This window comes from Desulfosalsimonas propionicica (genome assembly GCF_013761005.1).
In the GTDB taxonomy this organism is placed as follows: Bacteria; Desulfobacterota; Desulfobacteria; order Desulfobacterales; family Desulfosalsimonadaceae; genus Desulfosalsimonas; species Desulfosalsimonas propionicica.
In genome coordinates this window covers 310175-328176 of the sequence record NZ_JACDUS010000003.1, presented here as the reverse complement: position 1 = coordinate 328176, position 18002 = coordinate 310175, and the positions used below count along the sequence as shown (strand labels likewise).

Annotated in this window: 12 protein-coding genes; 3 read left to right on the top strand and 9 right to left on the bottom strand. The window is 56.1% G+C overall.

What is annotated here, in order from left to right:
• Nucleotides 1-7 precede the first annotated feature (7 nt).
• Nucleotides 8-1381, bottom strand: coding sequence for an amidohydrolase family protein (locus HNR65_RS07405; protein WP_181550837.1), 1374 nt, complete (start codon nt 1379-1381; stop codon nt 8-10).
• Nucleotides 1382-2227, bottom strand: a complete 846-nt coding sequence (locus tag HNR65_RS07400; protein ID WP_181550836.1) for a purine-nucleoside phosphorylase — start codon at nt 2225-2227, stop codon at nt 1382-1384.
• Nucleotides 2228-2524: 297 nt separating this feature from the next.
• On the opposite strand from HNR65_RS07400, the gene HNR65_RS07395 reads away from it, so the two are divergent.
• The gene (locus HNR65_RS07395) at nt 2525-4570 is read left to right on the top strand and encodes an RnfABCDGE type electron transport complex subunit B (protein WP_181550835.1); all 2046 of its coding nucleotides are present in this window, start codon (nt 2525-2527) and stop codon (nt 4568-4570) included.
• A 3-nt stretch (nt 4571-4573) separates the two neighbouring features.
• A complete protein-coding gene (locus tag HNR65_RS07390) occupies nt 4574-5047 on the top strand; it encodes a SoxR reducing system RseC family protein (protein ID WP_181550834.1) in 474 nt (157 codons plus the stop codon).
• A gap of 29 nt (nt 5048-5076) precedes the next feature.
• On the opposite strand, the gene HNR65_RS07385 is transcribed toward HNR65_RS07390, so the two are convergent.
• The 5 genes from HNR65_RS07385 to HNR65_RS07365 all read right to left on the bottom strand — a co-directional run bounded on the left by HNR65_RS07385 (nt 5077) and on the right by HNR65_RS07365 (nt 10193).
• Entirely contained in the window at nt 5077-6786 is a 1710-nt protein-coding gene (locus HNR65_RS07385) for a DUF6909 family protein (protein WP_232364689.1), read from the bottom strand.
• Nucleotides 6787-6802: 16 nt separating this feature from the next.
• A complete protein-coding gene (locus HNR65_RS07380; protein WP_181550833.1) occupies nt 6803-7858 on the bottom strand; it encodes a KamA family radical SAM protein in 1056 nt (351 codons plus the stop codon).
• Nucleotides 7859-8875, bottom strand: coding sequence for an AmmeMemoRadiSam system radical SAM enzyme (gene amrS / locus HNR65_RS07375; RefSeq protein ID WP_181550832.1), 1017 nt, complete (start codon nt 8873-8875; stop codon nt 7859-7861).
• Nucleotides 8876-8939: 64 nt separating this feature from the next.
• A complete protein-coding gene (locus tag HNR65_RS07370) occupies nt 8940-9731 on the bottom strand; it encodes a class I SAM-dependent methyltransferase (RefSeq protein WP_181550831.1) in 792 nt (263 codons plus the stop codon).
• 60 nt (nt 9732-9791) lie between these two features.
• Nucleotides 9792-10193 (bottom strand): PilZ domain-containing protein, encoded by a 402-nt coding sequence (locus HNR65_RS07365; protein ID WP_181550830.1) that lies wholly within the window; start codon nt 10191-10193, stop codon nt 9792-9794.
• 730 nt (nt 10194-10923) lie between these two features.
• Here HNR65_RS07365 and HNR65_RS07360 point away from each other — a divergent pair.
• Nucleotides 10924-13440 carry a M1 family metallopeptidase gene (locus HNR65_RS07360; protein WP_181550829.1) on the top strand — a complete coding sequence of 839 codons (2517 nt, stop codon included), beginning with the start codon at nt 10924-10926 and terminating at the stop codon, nt 13438-13440.
• On the opposite strand, the gene HNR65_RS07355 is transcribed toward HNR65_RS07360, so the two are convergent.
• Complete coding sequence (locus HNR65_RS07355) at nt 13397-16540, bottom strand: efflux RND transporter permease subunit (RefSeq protein ID WP_181550828.1); 3144 nt, start codon at nt 16538-16540, stop codon at nt 13397-13399. The genes HNR65_RS07360 and HNR65_RS07355 overlap by 44 nt on opposite strands.
• Nucleotides 16537-17712, bottom strand: a complete 1176-nt coding sequence (locus HNR65_RS07350; RefSeq protein ID WP_181550827.1) for an efflux RND transporter periplasmic adaptor subunit — start codon at nt 17710-17712, stop codon at nt 16537-16539. The genes HNR65_RS07355 and HNR65_RS07350 overlap by 4 nt, the downstream gene beginning before the upstream one ends.
• Nucleotides 17713-18002 lie beyond the last annotated feature (290 nt).

The following is an 18002-nucleotide window of genomic DNA, read 5'->3' as shown; positions in this document are numbered from 1 at the left end:
TGCCGATCTACTCCTTTCCTGCTTTTGCACCTGTGTTGGCGCGTTTGGCCGTCCAGTCATGAAGTCCCCGGATTTCAGCGGCGATCTGCTCCATCTGCTCCATCACCGCTTCAGCATCAAAGGAAACAAGCCGGCCGTCGTCCACAACAGGCACCCCGTTGATCACCACGTGCTGCACGTCAGCCCCGCCTGCGGCATACACAAGGTGCGAACAAATATTGTACATGGGCGTCAGATGAGGCTTATGGGTATCAATAACAATAATATCGGCTTTTTTTCCCGGCTCCACAGAACCGGTGACATTGCCGAGTCCCAGGGCGCTGGCCGCGTCAATGGTGGCCATGCGCAAAACAGTACCGGCATCCATCACCGTTGGATCCATCTGGCTGACCTTGTGTATCTTGGCAGCAGCATCCATTTCCATGAACATGTCCAGGTTGTTGTTGCTGGTGGGCCCGTCTGTTCCCAGTGCAACACAGAGGCCGGCAGCCTGCATGGCCGGCACCGGCGCAATGCCCGATGCCAGCTTCATGTTGCTTTCCGGATTGTGTGAGACCTTGACATCATGGGCCCTGAGCAGATCAATGTCTTCTTGGGACACGGCGACACAGTGACAGGCCAGAAACCGCGGTGACAATACCCCGATATCAGCCAGATGCGCCACGGGACTTTTGCCATGGGTTTTGCGGATCTGCTCCGCCTCCCCGGCGGTTTCCGCCACGTGCACGATCATGGGGATTTCGTGTTCTTCTGAAATTGCCGCGGCCCGCCGGAGCAAGTCCGGAGCGCAAAGATAGGGGGAATGGGGTTCCACGGCAATGGTAATCAACGGATCATTGCGCCATCTGTCAATGAGTTCCAGGGTATAATCAAACCCTTTATCAATGGATCCGTAATTGGGGGAATCAAAATCATAAAGAACCTCCCCCGCAACCGCCCGCATGCCCGCCCGGGCAGCGGCTTGCGCCACGGCGTCTTCAAACAGGTACATATCCGCAAAGCATGTGGTGCCGGAAAGCATCATCTCCGCGCAGGCCAGCATGGCGCCGGTATAGACCCGCTCATGACTGAGCCGGGCTTCTGCGGGAAAAATATATTCATTGAGCCATGTCATCAGGTCCATGTCATCGGCCAGGCCCCGGAAACAAGTCATGGCCGCATGGGTATGCGTGTTGATCAGCCCGGGCATGATAATGCCGCCGTTGGCGTCAATAATCCGGGCCGCACCTTTGATGTTGAATTTTTCCGCCGGCCCCACGGATCGGATGCTGTCTCCGGACACTGCCACGGCACCGTTTTGAATCACGGTACCGTGCTCATCCATGGTCAGCACCGTGCCATTGACAACCAGAAGATCCGGCCTGTCCTGCAAATCCACCATCTAAGCCTCCCTGACAATACCGGATAGCAATTCACCCAGGACAGGGGCGGCGTTCTGCGCTATTTGGATAATCGCCTCCAGGCTGGCGGGTTCCGGCTGATCCGGATCAGCAATATTGGTGATCATGGAAAACCCGCATATGCGCATCCGTGAATGAACTGCGGCAATGACCTCCATGACGGTAGACAATCCCACTGCATCCGCGCCAACTTGCCGCAAAAACCGCAATTCGGCCGGAGTTTCAAGAGACGGGCCCTTTAAACCCGCATACACCCCCTTGTGCAGATGGATTCCGGATTTTTGCGCGGCCTGCATGGCGCAATTCATCAGCCCGGTATCATAGACGGCTGACATGTCAGGGAAACGAATTCCCCAGTCTTCATTATTGGGCCCCACCAAGGGGTTTTCGCCGGTGAGGTTGATGTGATCGGAAATGGCCATGATATCGCCTGCGGAAAAATCCGTACAAAGGCCGCCTGCGGCATTGGTCACAATCAGGGTCTTTACCCCCAGGGCCTGCATAAGCCGCACAGGAAAACAAACCCTTGGGGCGCTGTAGCCTTCATAGAGGTGAAACCGGCCCTGGAGAATAAAAACGCGCCTGCCGTGAATCTTCCCGAAAATCAGCCGCCCGGCATGACTTTTGACAGTAGAGGCGGGAAAGTGGGGAATCCTGTCATACGGGATTTGAGCCTCCGGCGACATGTCCACCATGCTTTCGGAAAGCCCGGTTCCGGTGGTAATGGCAATATCGGTCCCGTCCACGCCGATATAGTCTTTCACATAAGCAGCCGCCTCCCGGACCTGCTGCCAGTAGAAATCGTTTTTTTGCTGCTGTGCCTGCAACTCAATGTCTCCTGATCCGTGTGCCTGAAATGAAAATTATAAAAAGCGTTAAAACAGCGCGCATCTTCGGTAAAACCGTATTCTTATATGGTACAGCCGCATCCGTCAAGCCAACATTTGCCGCATCCCCCCTCAGACTAGTTGACAGCCGGGACGGAATATGAAAAATAAAATATTTCAGATTGAATCTGCAGGCCGAATAATGTTATAGAGGCCGCTTAGTGCAGATTGAAAATTTTCGGCCGAAAACACAACCCAATGTGCCTCAACACCACATGATACGAATCGGAGCATGCAATGTTTGATGCAATACTGATGATGGGCGGACTCGGTCTGGTAACCGGTGTTTCCCTGGCCCTGGCTTCCAAAATTTTTTACGTTTATGTGGACCCCCTTGTACTAAAAGTCGACGACCTGCTGCCGGGGGCCAATTGCGGCGGCTGCGGATATCCCGGCTGCGGCCCGAATGCCGAGGCCATTGTTGCCGGCCAATCACCGCCGGATTCCTGCGTGGCCGGCGGCGCAGACCTGGCCGAGGCCATTGCTGCGGTTCTGGGCATGACCATCGAGGCCAAGGAACCCGACATCGCTCTGCCCGGCTGCACCTACGGCCCTTCTGAGGCCGCCATCAAGTACGATTACCAGGGATTGAGCAACTGCCAGGCCGCGGCCCTGCTATACGGCGGGATGAAAGTATGCCACATCGGCTGCCTGGGCCTGGGTTCCTGCATGCATGCCTGTCCGTTTGACGCCATCACCATGAGCGACCGCGGTCTTCCGGTGGTGGATGAAGAAAAATGCACCGGCTGCGGAACCTGTGAACGGGTTTGTCCCAAGCACATCATCAAGCTTTCCTCCGTGACCCGCAGGATTCTGCGGGAATACACCACAGACGACTGCACCACCCCGTGTCAGCGGATGTGTCCGGCCGGTATCAATATCAGCGGCTATATAGAGCGTGTCTCCGGGGGAGATTATTCCGGGGCCGTTCAGATCATCAAGGAACGAAACCCGTTTCCCACGGTTATCGGCCGCATCTGCCCGCGGCCCTGTGAGGACGCATGCCGCAGAAACCTCATCGACGAACCCGTGGCCATCAATTATCTGAAACGCTATGCTGCGGATGTGGAAATGGAGCAGCAGAAGCACTCCCAGCCCTATTGCGCACCCGGCACCGGACGGCAAATCGCTGTGATCGGCGGCGGGGTAGAGGGTCTGTCCGCAGCGTTTTTCACCGCACGCCTGGGCCACAGCCCCACGGTTTTCGAGGCATCTGATAACCTGGGCGGGCTTTTGCGAACCGCCATTGCCGGCTACCGCCTGCCGCGCACCGTGCTGGACTGGGATATCCAGGGGGTCGCCGAACTGGGTGTTTCCTTTAAAACCGGCATGACCATGGGCCGGGACTTCACTCTTGCCTCTTTGCTCAAACAGGATTATGAGGCTGTGCTGCTGGCTTCCGGCGGATGGGACAGCCGCCTGGAACGCGGAACATCGACCCGGGCCGAGGAGCCGATACCCGGGGTATTTCTGTTAATCGAACTGCTGCGCTCCGGACTCGACAACAAGTACCAGATCCCGGTCACCGCTGATGTCGTCATTGCCGGCGGTGCGCCCCTGGCAGAAAAAGCTGTTCATACCTGCAAGCACCTCGGAGCGGAAAACATCACCCTGGTATTCAATGAATCCCGGGGAAAAACCGATCTCTCAGATGAACAAATCCAGAATCTGGAAAAAGCCGGGGCTGAAATTGTTTTCAACGCCGCCATCACCCGGCTCACAGGCCTGGAAAACCGCCTGGAATCCATTGAATACACAGATACCCGCTCCGGCCAGAGCTCTGTGACATCCGCCCAAACGCTTGTCATCGATGCCGGCCGTCTGCCGGAAATGATTTTCCGAAAAGCCCCGCAGCCGGAGCAGGATGAATCCGTGCCTGAACCGGATCCAAAGGCACCAGTACAATGGGAGGGCATTCAGCCCTACAAAAACCCGATCTACAGCGAGGAAAAGGGTCTGCTGGCAAAAAATGATCCCATTACCGACTACAGCGCGGCCATCCGGGCCATTGCCGGCGGCCGGCGGGCTGCGGCCTCTGTACACAAAATCATGTACAACATGGACCTGGGGGTGGCCGAAAAGGTGATTTCCGCGAATTCAATACTGCAGTCCGTCACGCACATCGAAAATGTGGAAAAATCCGCCCGGCATATCATGCCCGCTTGCGACCCCCCGGAGGTTCCGGGAAAATATCCGGAAGTGGAACTGGGATACTCGGAGACAGACGCCCGGGCCGAAGCAGACCGATGCCTGCGCTGCGGAATTATCTGCTACAAGGATTAAAAAATGGCCAGGGAAACAGGAGTGGTCACCCAGATAAAAGGGGCAAACGCCCTTGTCAAAACCCAGCGGGCTGCGGCCTGCGACGGGTGTTCGGAAAAAAGCACGTGTCACAGCTTCGGCGGAAGCCGGGAAATGGAAATCGAGGCCCTCAACCCGGCAAAAGCCTCGGTGGGCGATACAGTGACCATCGAATTCGGCACCGGCGGGATGCTCAAGCTTTCTCTGCTGCTTTATATCTTTCCCATTGCCGCCCTGCTGGCCGGGGCGATTCTTGGCAATCAGACGGCTTCCACTTTTGGGGTGGATGCTTCCATATTTTCGGCAATAGTGGGATTTACCGCATTGTTTGCATCCCTGGCCGTGCTGGTGAAACTGGAAAAAAAAGCCAGGCAGTCCGACCGCTACAAGCCCAGCATCATCGCGGTAAAACGCAAAGCAGAGCAGCAGGCTGCGGCCAAATGCGAACACTGCACGTAAATCGTTGTTTTGGATAACGGCCGCGCTTTTTACCTGCCCATGATTTTTTCTAAAATCAGGCGTGTGACCAAATAGGTGGGCTTGATGCCCTCTTCTCCCATACTGCCCGAAGCCAGGGTCTGCCCGCTTTTCAATGGATTGTCAGAGGCATAATAGGCATACATCACCTTGAGATCCGAAGACACGTGCCCCCGAATAAAGGCCGCGTTAATGGCCCGCTGGTAATGACCGCCCTCCATTTCCAGTCCCACAGCCTTCCATGATGAATCCTGGAATTTTTTAAGCACGTAGCGGTTCTGCAGGGAAGTGCCCAGCACGGTAATGATGGGGCCGGTATAGATTTGTACGGAATCATCATCAAAATCCGCCTCGGTCAGATCATTGCAGATCATGTAATTATGGGGGGTGCCTTCAAGCACATGGGCGGTGGCCAGCATGATATCGCCCTTTTGCCCGGGCAGGATGCCGGCCTTGCCGATCACGGAAACCGATTTGGCATTAAGGGCGCACTGCTCTCCGTTTTGTTCCCATGGATAAAGCAGTTCATCAAGGATTTCAAAGGCCTGTTCCCCGAACGCATAATCCATCACCAGGATCACGGGTTGTTGTTTTTCGATATCATCGGCATCCAGGGCAATGGCCGGATGCCTGGGCAACCGGGCCATTGCAGGTGCGTCAATGATCCTGCAGTCGATCTGGGAACCACTGTCATCGGGCAGCATGTGGCATCCGTGTTTTTTGGCAAACGCTTCCACCTTGGCTGTTTGATCCCGAATGGTGCGGATACAATCGTATAAATCCGGATTATCAGCAGCCTGCTCTTTTTGTCCCACAGCGGCATACCCATAAAGAAGATTGACCACACTGTGCTGATTGGCGCTGATAATATGCAGGGGGCGTTTTTCCAGGCCGATATCACAAAGGCATTTTTTGATATTGGCCGCCCAGTTGCGGGCATGGGTGCGGTTTAATATCTGGGCGCTCAATGAAGGCGGAAAATGGACGGTCACAGCATTGTCCAAACTCTGCACTTCCTCGTCCACGCACTTTCCCATGCTGTGGACAATCTGAAACAGGCCGCTGTTGGAATTGGACTGGCTGCGGTTTTTCTCGAGGTTTGCGTAAGTATCCTTGGTTTCATCAAAGGTCCGGCCCAAAAGCAGGCTCAGGTTCCACAATGCCTGATCCAGATCTCTTCCGCAAATATCATCAATGCAGTCCACATGTTTTTCCAGTTCCCGCCACTCGGTGGTGATATTGCCGTAGTCATCGCGCATCTTGCTCTGCACCTTTTTGGCCTCCACATGCAGAAACGTGATGTGGGTCATGATGTCGTAAATCTCGCTTTGTCCCCGGGTGATGACAAAACTCATCTCCGTTGGGCTGATGCGAAATGATATCCGCCGCCGTTTCAGGGGCTGAATTTTTTCAAAACTGGCATCCGCTGCATCCTGACGCCCTGTCATCACAATGCGGTGACAGGCCTCAATGCCCCTTGGCAGGCGGTCAATAACATATTCCAGCCCTTTTAACTCAATGGTTCGGGAATCGCTGATGGAGCCGTAAATCTCCGGGCTCAGGGTTCGCAGGGCACTTTCCAGGGTGCTTCCGGTGCGGCCGCCCATCCGGTAATAACCCCGCAGCAGAGCTGCATCTGCGATGGTCTTGAAGGTTCGTATGGCCAGCCGCGATTTATCGGCCAGGGAATAATCCATGTAAATATTGTTCTCAAGGGTCATGCTTTCTCCGGGATGGTTAAAGGGGATAAGTGTAAATTTTTTTTTCAAAGTTATACACGATCAACTCTTTTTCCGAGCGCTGGATCACATGCTCGGGCAAAAGCGGCACCTTTCCCCCGCCGCCGGGCAGATCGATCATGTAGTGAGGAATGCCCATGCCGCCGATGCGCCCGCGCAGGGCCTCGATAACGGCAAGTCCGGTTTTCGCAGGCACCCGGAAGTGGGCTGTGCCCCGGATGGGATCCGGATGGTGCAGATAATATGGGCGCACCCGGGCGGTGAGCAGTTTGCGCATCAGTTCGGTCATGACCGCGGGTGAATCATTGACACCGGCCAGCAGCACGGTCTGCGATCCCAGAGGAATACCGGCATCGGCCATCAGCGCGCATGCGCTCCGGGCGGCCGGGGTGAGTTCATCGGGATGATTGAACTGGATATTGACAAAAAGGGGATGAAACCGGGCAAGCCCCCGGGCGAAATCCGGAGTGATGCGCCGGGGAAGCATCCCGGGCATGCGTGTATGAATCCGGAGGCATTCCACGTGACAGATGCCGCGGATGCGCGCCAGGATGGAAAAAAGCCGGTCATCTTCGAGCATCAGCGGATCGCCGCCCGAAAGGATCACTTCCTTTACCCCGGGTGTGCGGGCGATATAGTCTATCCCCGCCTCTATGGTCTCCGGGCTGACCGGATCCCGGCCGCCAACCTCGCGCTTGCGCATGCAATGCCGGCAGTATACGGCGCATTGGCCCGAAACCAGAAACAATACCCGATCCGGATACCGGTGGACAATGCCCGGCACCGGGGATTGCTTTTGCTCACACAGCGGGTCGGCATCTGCCAGCGATGTTTCTTCCAGCTCGGCGGCATCGGGCACCAGCTGCCGGAAAACCGCCCGGCTTCCGTCGGCGATGAGCCCGAGCGCATAGGCATTGATGCGGGCCGGGTATTGATCCATCACCCGGCTGACAAGATGTTCATTGACATTGAGATGTGCGGCCAGGTCCCTTGCCTTGCAAAGGCTTTGGGCAATCATTTCCTGCCAGGACAAACCAGGGGATGCAAACGTCATTCAGCTAAGCCCCACCCCGTGGATCCGGGCTCCGCAGTCCGGACATTGATTGTTTTCCACCCGGTTTTCCACCACTGAAAAACCTCTTCTGGAAATCGCCACGGCATTGCATTGCGGGCAAAACGTATTTTCAAAAGCCTCTCCGGGAACATTTCCGGTATAGACATATTTCAGGCCCGCATCCATGCCGATCTGCCTTGCCTTTCGAAGGGTTTCCACGGGTGTGGACGGCCGGTCGGTCAACCGGTACGTGGGATGAAACCGGCTGATGTGCCAGGGGGTCTGAGTCCCGAGTTCGTCTGCGATAAACCCGGCCAGATCCTTTAACTCCGCATCTGCGTCATTTAACCCCGGAATCAGCAAAGTGGTGATTTCCAGAAACACACCGTTTTCCCGAAGTTTTTTCAGGGTTGTGAGCACGTGTTGGAGCCTGGCCGAACAGTATTTTTTATAAAACGCCTCTGTAAAAGCTTTTAAATCCACATTGGCCGCATCCAGATACGGACTGATCATGTCCACGGCCTCGGGGGTCATGTAGCCGTTGGTGACAAACACGCTGGCAATATTTTTTTCCCGTGCCTGCCGGGCCGCTTCCAGGGCGAGCTCAAAAAAAACCGTGGGTTCCGTATAGGTATAAGCAATGGAACGACTTCCCGTAAGCTCGGCCTCCTCCACAATCTGTTGAGGGCTTAAGGCCTTGCCCATGATCCGGCCCTGGTAATCGGTGGCCATGTGCGCGATATCGGCGTTCTGGCAGAATTTGCACCGGAAATTGCAGCCCACTGTGCCGATGGAGTAAACCAGGCTGCCGGGATAAAAATGAAACAGGGGCTTTTTTTCTATCGGGTCCACGTGCCTGGCAATAATCCGGTCATAAACCAGGGTGACAAGGGTTCCCTCCTGATTTTCCCGGACATTGCAAATGCCCCTGGCCCCGTCCTTGATGGTGCACCGGTGATGACACAGATTGCAGACCACCTTGTTGTCGCCTGCGTGTTCGTATAACAGCGCTTCCATATTTCCTCCTGAAACCCACGTAGAATTGTTTCTTTATAAATTCTGGTAGCGCGGTTTGTAAATGTCAATTTTGGATTTTTTGGTCGTTGCAGTCCCTGGACCAGCCGGCTACCTGTTCATTGGATGCGGCGATCTGATTGACCTTGCATCTCAATGTCAGGGGAGAAACCTGAAACCTGGGAATCGGATCGGCCACAATGCCGGCAAAACCGCCGAACGGGCTGTATTGAAGAATCCGAAAGGATTCCAAGCGGTTCAGCACGGATGACACGGCAACCGGAAACTGCAGCACGGTGCGCCACTGCACCGGCACCTGGCCCAGCATGGCGTAAAAGGCCCGGCGCACCTCGTTGATACTCAAAAACCGGGCCCGGGAATAAACCGAGTTCCTGAACAACCGTGCCATTCGGCAACGCAGTGCGTAACCGGAATACCGGTTTAAAATACCCACAAACACGCGGTCTCTGGCCACCCGGCAGGCCTCTTCCAGGGCACGCCCCGGATCGTCGCAAAACTCCAGGGTCAGAAACAAAATTGCATAATGAAAGGAATTGTCGGCAAACGGCAGATCTTCGGCATAACCCTGGTACAAATCCACCGGATTTCCAAGGCGCTGACCGGCATAGTCGAGCATGGCGGGCGAAGGGTCAATGCCGGTGAGTTCAATGCCCTTGTTTAAAAATGGCTCCAGACTGGCGCCGGTTCCGCAGCCGATATCCAAAAGGCGCCGGACCGGCACAGGACGCAGCATCTCCATCATCACACGGGTTTCAAGGTCCAGGACCCTGCGATTTTTTTCCATTGACAGCCATTTTTCGTAACGGGCCGCATCCTGATGGTCAAACACATAACTCATGGCGTTCTTTTATGGAAAAATCGATAAAATCGCAAGACCATTTCAGCCTCCGGGTTGCGGCTACATCATGGCGTTGAACCGAATACCCACCCCATCGGGGCTGGTGCGGGCGATTTCCCCGGTAAACTTGACATTTCGGGTGCTGTTGGGGTGGGCAAACGACAAGGTTACCTCCTGGCCCCGGCCAAGCCGTTTGAGGTCTGATTCCAGGATTTCCACAAAAGCGCCGCCCTGGCTGACATTTTTCATGTTTCCGGCAAAAATCTTGCCGCCCGCGGAAAACTGTACGGATTCGGCATGCGGCTGCCGCAGGAATCTGCGCCTGGCGGAATTTTTCCGTGACTTTAATTCCGCGGCCAAATCCCGCTGATGTTCCGGCGGCAGACTCAATACCAACATCACCAGCTCGGCTGCCAAAGGAGACAGCCGGTAATCTTCCTTCAGTTTTTCAAACTCACCCATGTCCCTGCCCTTTCTCATATCATTAAACGCTTCTGATATTTTCCACCTTCTTTTATTATTGTTATTCTTTTACCCGATTGCAACCGGCAAATCCAATATTTTTCCGCCCATTGCCCGCAAAAACCAAACCCCTCCCTTGTCCCTTTGGGTTTCCCGGGCGTTTTTTAGTTATGTTTCAAAAACTTCCAGGGAAGTCCAAGGTCGGGGGTCGGTTTTTGAAGCGACATTGAGCGTTTTCGGGAAAAATTCAACAAATGCCGGAGCGTAAAAATTTCAAACTGTTTGAGGCCGAAAGGCCGAGTTTTTGAAATTTTAGCAAAGGCATTTGTTGAATCCCGAAAACGGTCAGGAGCAAAAAAACCGACCCCGACCGCAGGGCTTCCTTCCTGCAAAATCAGCGGGCGCGGTAAAAAGCTTTTTACAGGGTCATCGTCCTTTGTGCTTTTGAAAAGCGCTGGTCCATGATGGCGGGCCGGGGATGGATTGCAAGTCGCATTTGAGTGCGCAAGCGGTCAGCAGGGAGCAATCCGTCACCGGACCGGCCATCATGCGAAAACCGTATCCGCCATCCTGTGTCAGGCATTTGTTAAATGTGTCCCTTGCAGGTGCCGGACGGAAAAAGACTTGATTCCCGCAGCGATCCGTGTGAATTTTCCAAAAATCAGAAAAAGCGAAAACAACATCTGCCAAAGCCGGACTGCGGCTTTAAAAAAAAGGATAAAACAACCCCATGACAAACCCGGAATCCAAAATAACGCCGAAGCATTATCATCTTCGCCTGCAGCCGAACCTGGACCGCATGGATTTTTCAGCCTTGGTGACCCTGCAGGCCGTGGCCCGACAATCTGTTGATCTTATTGAACTCAACGCCCTTGACCTGGCTGTCCGGTCTTGCCGGGTCCGCCAGGGGGAAAAACAGACCGAATGCGGGTTTTGCCTTGATCCTGCCCGGGAGGAAATCCGCATCGACCTGCCGGAGAAAATCACCGGTGAGATCGAAATCCAGATCGATTATTACGGTCGGATCAACTCGCAGATGGCCGGATTTTATCACAGCACCTACCGGCATTCAAACGGCAGCGAAACAATCGCGGTCACCCAGTTCCAGGAGTCAGACGCCCGCCGGGCCTTTGCCTGCATGGACCATCCCTTTTACAAGGCGGGTTTCACCATTGAAATGGTTGTTGACAGGGAAATGACAGCCATTTCCAACATGCCGGCTGTATCTGAAAGCCCGGAGCCCGGCGGCCGGAAACGAGTGACTTTTGAAACCACCCCGGTGATGTCCACCTACCTGGTGTTTTTCGGCATGGGCCGGTTTTCCGTGATCACCGATGAGCTCGACCGGCGGGTGCGGGCCGCGGTACTGCCCGGCATGGCGGAAACTGTGCGTTACGGGCTGGCCTTTGCCAGAAAGGCTTTGAAATACTGCGAAACCTGCTTTGCCTCGCCCTACCCGCTGCCCAAGCTGGATCTGATCGCAGTGCCCGACTTTGCCTTTGGGGCCATGGAAAACTGGGGGGCGATCACCTTCCGGGAAAACCTGCTGCTGTTGGATCCGGCCAACACGGCGGTAGACGGGGAAGAACGCATCTGCGAGGTCATTGCCCATGAAATCGTCCACCAGTGGTTCGGCAACCTGGTGACCCCGGCGGACTGGAAATTTTTGTGGCTCAATGAAAGCTTTGCCACGTTTTACGGATATCAGGTGGTGGATGCCCATTACCCGGACTGGCAGATCTGGGAAGAATTTGTGGAATCCCAGACCGCAACGGCATTAAACCGCGACAGCCTCCGGGAGACCAGCGCCATTGAAATCTCCGGGGGAAGCCATGTGGTGATCAACAGCGCCACCGCCCCGATCATCTATTCCAAGGGCGCCAGCATCCTGCGTCAGATCCGCGGCTACATGGACGAAAACGAATTTGAAGCCGGCCTGCACCGCTACCTTGCCGGCCATTCCGGAGGATGTGCAGGCAGCAGCGACATGTGGACGGCCATGGAATCCGCATCCGGAAAACCCATTCGCCAAATCATGGAGCAATGGGTCCTTCAGCCGGGCCATCCACTGGTTACCGCCAAACAAAGCAGCGGCCGCCTGCACCTGTCCCAGAAGCGGTTCTCCTATCTGCCGGCAGCCGGCGCCCAAAACCAGACCTGGCCTGTTGCCGTCATTATCCGATGGTTTGACAAATCCGGGGCCGGACGCACGACCACGGCCCTAATGGAAGGCCCGGAGATGGAAATGGAAATGGACCCGGATATTTATGCCTATAAAATCAATGATCTGCAGACAGGATTCTACCGCACCCGCTATAAAGACATCCAAAACCTGGAACGGCTGGCGGCCATGGCCGCGGCCAAAACCCTGCCGGCCATTGACCGCTGGGGCCTGGAAAACGATCTGTTTGCGCTCACGGTTGCCGGACATACGGATCTGCCCGCATACCTGGAGTTCCTGGAGCAAACCGGAACCGACACAGACCCCCTGCCCCTGTCCGCCAAAATGGGCCACCTCCACGACCTGATGATTGCCGCTGACGGATCCGCCGGACAGGCCGTGGCTTCTGCCGCGACCCGGTATATGCACGAAGCCTTTGATGTTCTGGGCTGCCGCCCGGAAAAAGACGAGCCCCACCCAAGGCTGCGGGTCAGAAACAATCTTTTCTGGCAGGCGGCCATACTCGGGGTTCCCGGGCCGATATCAACCGCCGGCGAAGAGTTTGAAAAACTCCGGGGCCAGGGCCGGGTTCATCCCGACATTCTGCGGGGGGTGATGCAGGCAGCGGCATGGCAGGGGGATGAAAAAACCTATGCATGGGTTGTGGAGCGAATGGAAAGTACGGATTCCGAGCAGGACCGGCTCAACTGCCTGCGGGCTTTGGGATGCTTCCGCCGTCCGGAGCTTATTGAAAACGCCCTGGCCCTTGTGCTTGACCGGGTGCCGGATAAAAACAAATTCGTGCCCGTGGCCCAGATGGCCCGCAACCCGGCGGCCATCCCCCTGCTCTGGGACTGGTATAAGGGGGCGGAAAAAATTTTGAACACTATCCATCCCATCATCCACGAGCGCATCATCACATCAGTGGTGCCGGCAGGGGGCATAGAACACGCAGATGCCGCGGCTGAGCACTTCAATCAGCGGATGGCCGAAAACGCCCCGGCGGCAGACGCCATTGCCATGGCCCTGGCAAAACTCGAAGTCAACCTTCAGATCCGGCGGCAGGCGGCTGCATCATTTGCCTGAGCCTGTGGGCCGCCCGGTGCATATCATCTAAAATCATGTAAAAACAGGGCACCAGAATCAGGGTCACGAGGGTGGCAAAAAGCACCCCGAATCCCAGGCTGATGGCCATGGGAATCAAAAACCGGGCCTGGAGGCTTCTTTCCAGCAGCATGGGGGTAAGCCCGCCAAAAGTGGTCAACGAGGTGAGAATCACGGCCCGGAAACGCACCTTTCCCCCACGCAGCACCGCCTCGTGCACCTCAAAACCGTCTGTGCGAAAATATTCATTGATCCGATGCACCAGAACCAGGGAATCATTGACCACCACCCCGGCTAAGCCCACCATGCCGAAAAGGCTGATCACGCTGATGTCAAATCCCATAAGCAGATGGCCCATGGCTGCGCCCACCATGCCGAAGGGAATGGCGAGCATGACCATAAAGGGCTGGGTAAAGGAGCGAAACGGCACGGCCAGCAGAGCGTAAATGCAAAACAGGGCAATGATAAAACCCTTCTGTACATCCGCCAGGGTTTCGGCCTGTTCCTGGCCTTCGCCCTCGATGGTGTAGCGCAGGCCCGGATAACGGTTTTCAAGCCCGGGCAGAAACCGCTGTACCAGGTCAGTGCGAACCTCGTTGGCGTTGGTGATTTTTTCGTTGACATCCGCCATGACCTTGACCACCCGCCTGCGCTGGGCCCGTTCAATGCTGGCATAGCCCTGGTCCATGGTGACGGCCGCCACCTGGGAAAAAGGCACCTCGTGGCCGGCAGGGGTCCGGATGCGCATCTGCTCCACATTGTCCAGGGACACCCGCTGGGCCTCGGAATAGCGCACCAGGACCTTGACCTCGTTTCTGTCTCTTTGAAAGCGCAGGGCCTCTGCCCCGTAGAAGGCATGACGGACCTGCCTTGCCAGATCCCTGAGCCTTAAGCCCAGATTGGCGGCCTCGGGCTTTAAGGCCAGCTGCATTTCCATCTTGCCGGGCAGAAAACTGTCAGTGATGTCAAAAACCCCGGAAAACCCCTCCAATTCCCGTTTGAGTTCATCTGCAGCCTCCAGCAGCAGGTCGTGGTCTTCCAGGGACAAATGGACTTCCACGGGGTTGCCCGCACTGTGAATCTCGCTTTTGAAAACCAGGGATTCGGCATCCGGGATCCGGCCGACCCGGTCGCGCCACTGATTGTTTAACACAAGGGCGCTGATATCCCTTTTTTCACCTTCCAGGATCTGAACAAACACATGGGCCAGGTGTCCGCCGGAATCGCCCACAGCCCCCCTGTCGCCAAACTGGGCACCAATAATTGATGCGGTATGATCCAGCAATGGCGGGGCATCGGCCGGCCTGTCCACGTCATGTTCGGCCAGCAGATCCTCTGCGGTTTTCTCCACCCGGCGCACCACTTCAACGGTTCTTTCCATTGGCGTGCCTACGGGCATGGTGATCATGCACTGCAGCACGTCACCTTCCACCTTGGGAAAAAACACGAACTTGATCGTGCCCGCAGACCACAGGCCGAATGTGAGCAGCAAAACCGCAAGGCTTGCGGCAATGGTGGCATAACGCCAACGGATGCAGGCTTCAACCATCCTGTGATAGGGCCCTGCTACAATCCAGTTGAGCACCCGGGTCATGCGCTTGGGCTTTTGCCGCCGGCCAGAGGCCCGGCTCCTGGCCAGGTGGCAGGGCAGAATCAACAACGATTCCACCAGAGAGCCCAGCAACACCAGGATCACCACAATGGGAATGTTTCGCATGAAATTGCCCATGGTCCCCCCGGCAGTGAGCAGCGGGGCAAAGGCCACCATGGTGGTGAGCACGGAAAAAATCACGGGCCGGCCCACTTCCAGGGTGCCTTCCACGGACGCCGCCAGCCGGCCCATTCCCGCTTCCTGCCTTCGAAACACGTTTTCACCCACGATAATGGCGTCATCCACCACGATGCCCAGTACCATGATAAAGGCAAACAGGGAAATCATGTTAATGGAGACATCATTATAAGGCAGAAAAATCAGGCCAAAGGCAAAACTGATCGGAATGCCCAATGTTACCCAGAAAGCCAGGCGCACGTTTAAAAACAGGGCCAGAAGCAGGCTGACCAGGATCAGGCCGAAAAACATGTTTTTGCCCAGCAGCTGGATTCTGCTTTTTAAGATCGTGGACATGTCCTGATAATAATCAATGTCTGCGCCATGGGGCAGGCCGGGCCGGATCTGGGCCACATAATCCCTGACCTTTTGGGCCACATCCAGGGCGCTCTGGTCGGCCACCCGGTAGACATTGATAATGGCCGCGGGCTTTCCCTGAAACCGGGAGGCCATATCCACATCCGCAAACCCCTCCTTGATTTCCGCGATCTGCCCAAGGGTGATCCGTGTGCCGTCTGCACGGGTAATCACCGGAATATCACGGTATTCACCGGCATAATAGCGCCTTCCCCTGGCCCGGATCAGCACCTCGCCTTCTTCGGCCTTAACACTGCCCGCTGGCAGATCCAGGCTGCCCTGCGCCACGGTGTCAGCCACGGATCCCAGGGTCAGGCCGTATTTGCGAAGGGTCTGCTCGGAGATCTCCACGTGGATTTCATTGTCCCGAACGGCTGCCACGTCCGCCTGGGTCAGGCCCGGCAGATTGGTCAGATCGTCTTTTACGGTCTGTGCCAGCTCCTTTAGGGTCAGTTCGGGGATATCGCCGTAAACCGCTACGCTGATCACCTGGATCCGGCGGGTGAGCTCCCGCACCTCCGGCTCCTCGGCTTCATCTGGAAGCGTGGTGATCCGGTCGACCTCGGATTTGACGTCATCGAGCAGCTTTTTGATATCCCAGCCGGTCATGACCTCTATGGTGACCCGCCCCATGCCCTCCCGGGCCACGGAATCGATGCGTTTGATACCCTCGATGCCGGCCACGTTTTCCTCAATGCGCCGGACCACGCCTTCCTCCACTTCAGCCGGCGAGGCCCCGGGATAAGCCACGGTAACGCTGACCCGGTCGAGTTCCGTTTCCGGAAAAATCTCAAGCTTGATGTCCATGGCAATGACAGCGCCGGCCACCAGGATAAAAAGCATCAGCAGGTTGGCGGCCACATGGTTGCCGGCAAACCAGGCAATGGCGTTTCTCATGGAGTGTCCTTTCGGCCGGTTTCCACGTTTTGCACTTTCATCCCGTCGGTGACGGCCTTTAACACGGACACGGCCACATGCTCGCCGGAATTGAGCCCGGAGCGCACCACAGCGCCCCGGGAATCAAGGTATGCCAAATCAATTTTGCGGATATAAAGCCGGTTTTCTTTTGGATCCACCGCCCAGACAGTATCCTGATCACGGAGGGCCGCCCGTGGAATAATTGCCGCATCCCTGATGTTGCGGCCGGATATGGCCACCTCGGCAAACTGCCCCGGGGCCAGGGGGGGGTTTGTGGCAAAGGGGTCGTCCACGCGAATGACCACGCTGACCATTCGGGTGTTTTCATCGATTTTCCCCTGAGCCCGGACAACGCGGCCGTTTCTCTTGATTTTTACCCCGGCGGTACCGGCAGTGACCGCAGCCGGGGAGCCTTGTTTGTGCTCAGTGGTAAAGCCGGGCACGTCAAACCACTGAAGCGCACTGCTTTCCATGGGAACTACGATTTCCACGGCTGCGGTGGCATACACCGTGGCCAGGGCCTGGCCCGGGGCAATATACTGGCCCTCATCCACCTGTTCACTGCTGACACGGCAGTCAAACGGAGCATAAATCCGGGTGCGCGCAAGATCCAGACGGGCTTTTTCAAGGCCGGCGCGCTGGGCTTCGAGCTGGGCCCGGGCGGCTTCCAGCTGAGGTTTTTTGGCCACCAGGGGCGGGGGTGGGGTATCGGGATGCAGGTTTTGCCATTCACTGACCGCTGCTGCGCTGTCTTCAACCGCACTCTGGTAATTGCTCCTGGCCTCCTGCAGCCCGGCCCTGGCCTGGGTGACAGCAATCTCGTAATCCGCATCTTCAATTCGCAGCATGAGCTCGCCTTTTTCAAAGCTTCCGCCGTTGACCAGATCCGGGGAAACCTCCACTACACGGCCGCTGACCTGGGGCACGAGCTGCACTTCTGCCAGGGGACGAACCGTGCCTTCGCCGGAGAGCGTCATGTCCAGCTCCCCGATGGAAACCGGTACCGTGCGCACAATGGGCAGGGGGGGTTGCACCTCCTGTCTTCCCGGAGCCTGACGGACGGACTTGAGCAGCAGGTATCCGGCCGCACCCCCTGCAATAATGGCCAGCGCCAGCACTCCATGAACAATGATTCGGATTTTCTGCGTCATGAATTTTTCCTGTGAAATTTGATAGCCTCGTAAAAAGCTTTTTACTGCGTCCGCTGTTTGTAAGGAAGAAAGCCCTGCGGTCGGCGTCGGCTTTTTCGCTCCTGACCGTTTTTGCGGATTGATCAAATGCCTTTGCCTAAAATTTACAAACCCGCCCTGCCTTCCTCAAACAATTTGAAATCTTTTTGCAAAAACGCTCAATGTCGCTTCAAAAGCCGACCCCGCCCTTGGACTTCCTTGGAAGTTTTTAGATGGCGCCGTAAAAAGTTCAAGATCAAGGCTTGCGCAAT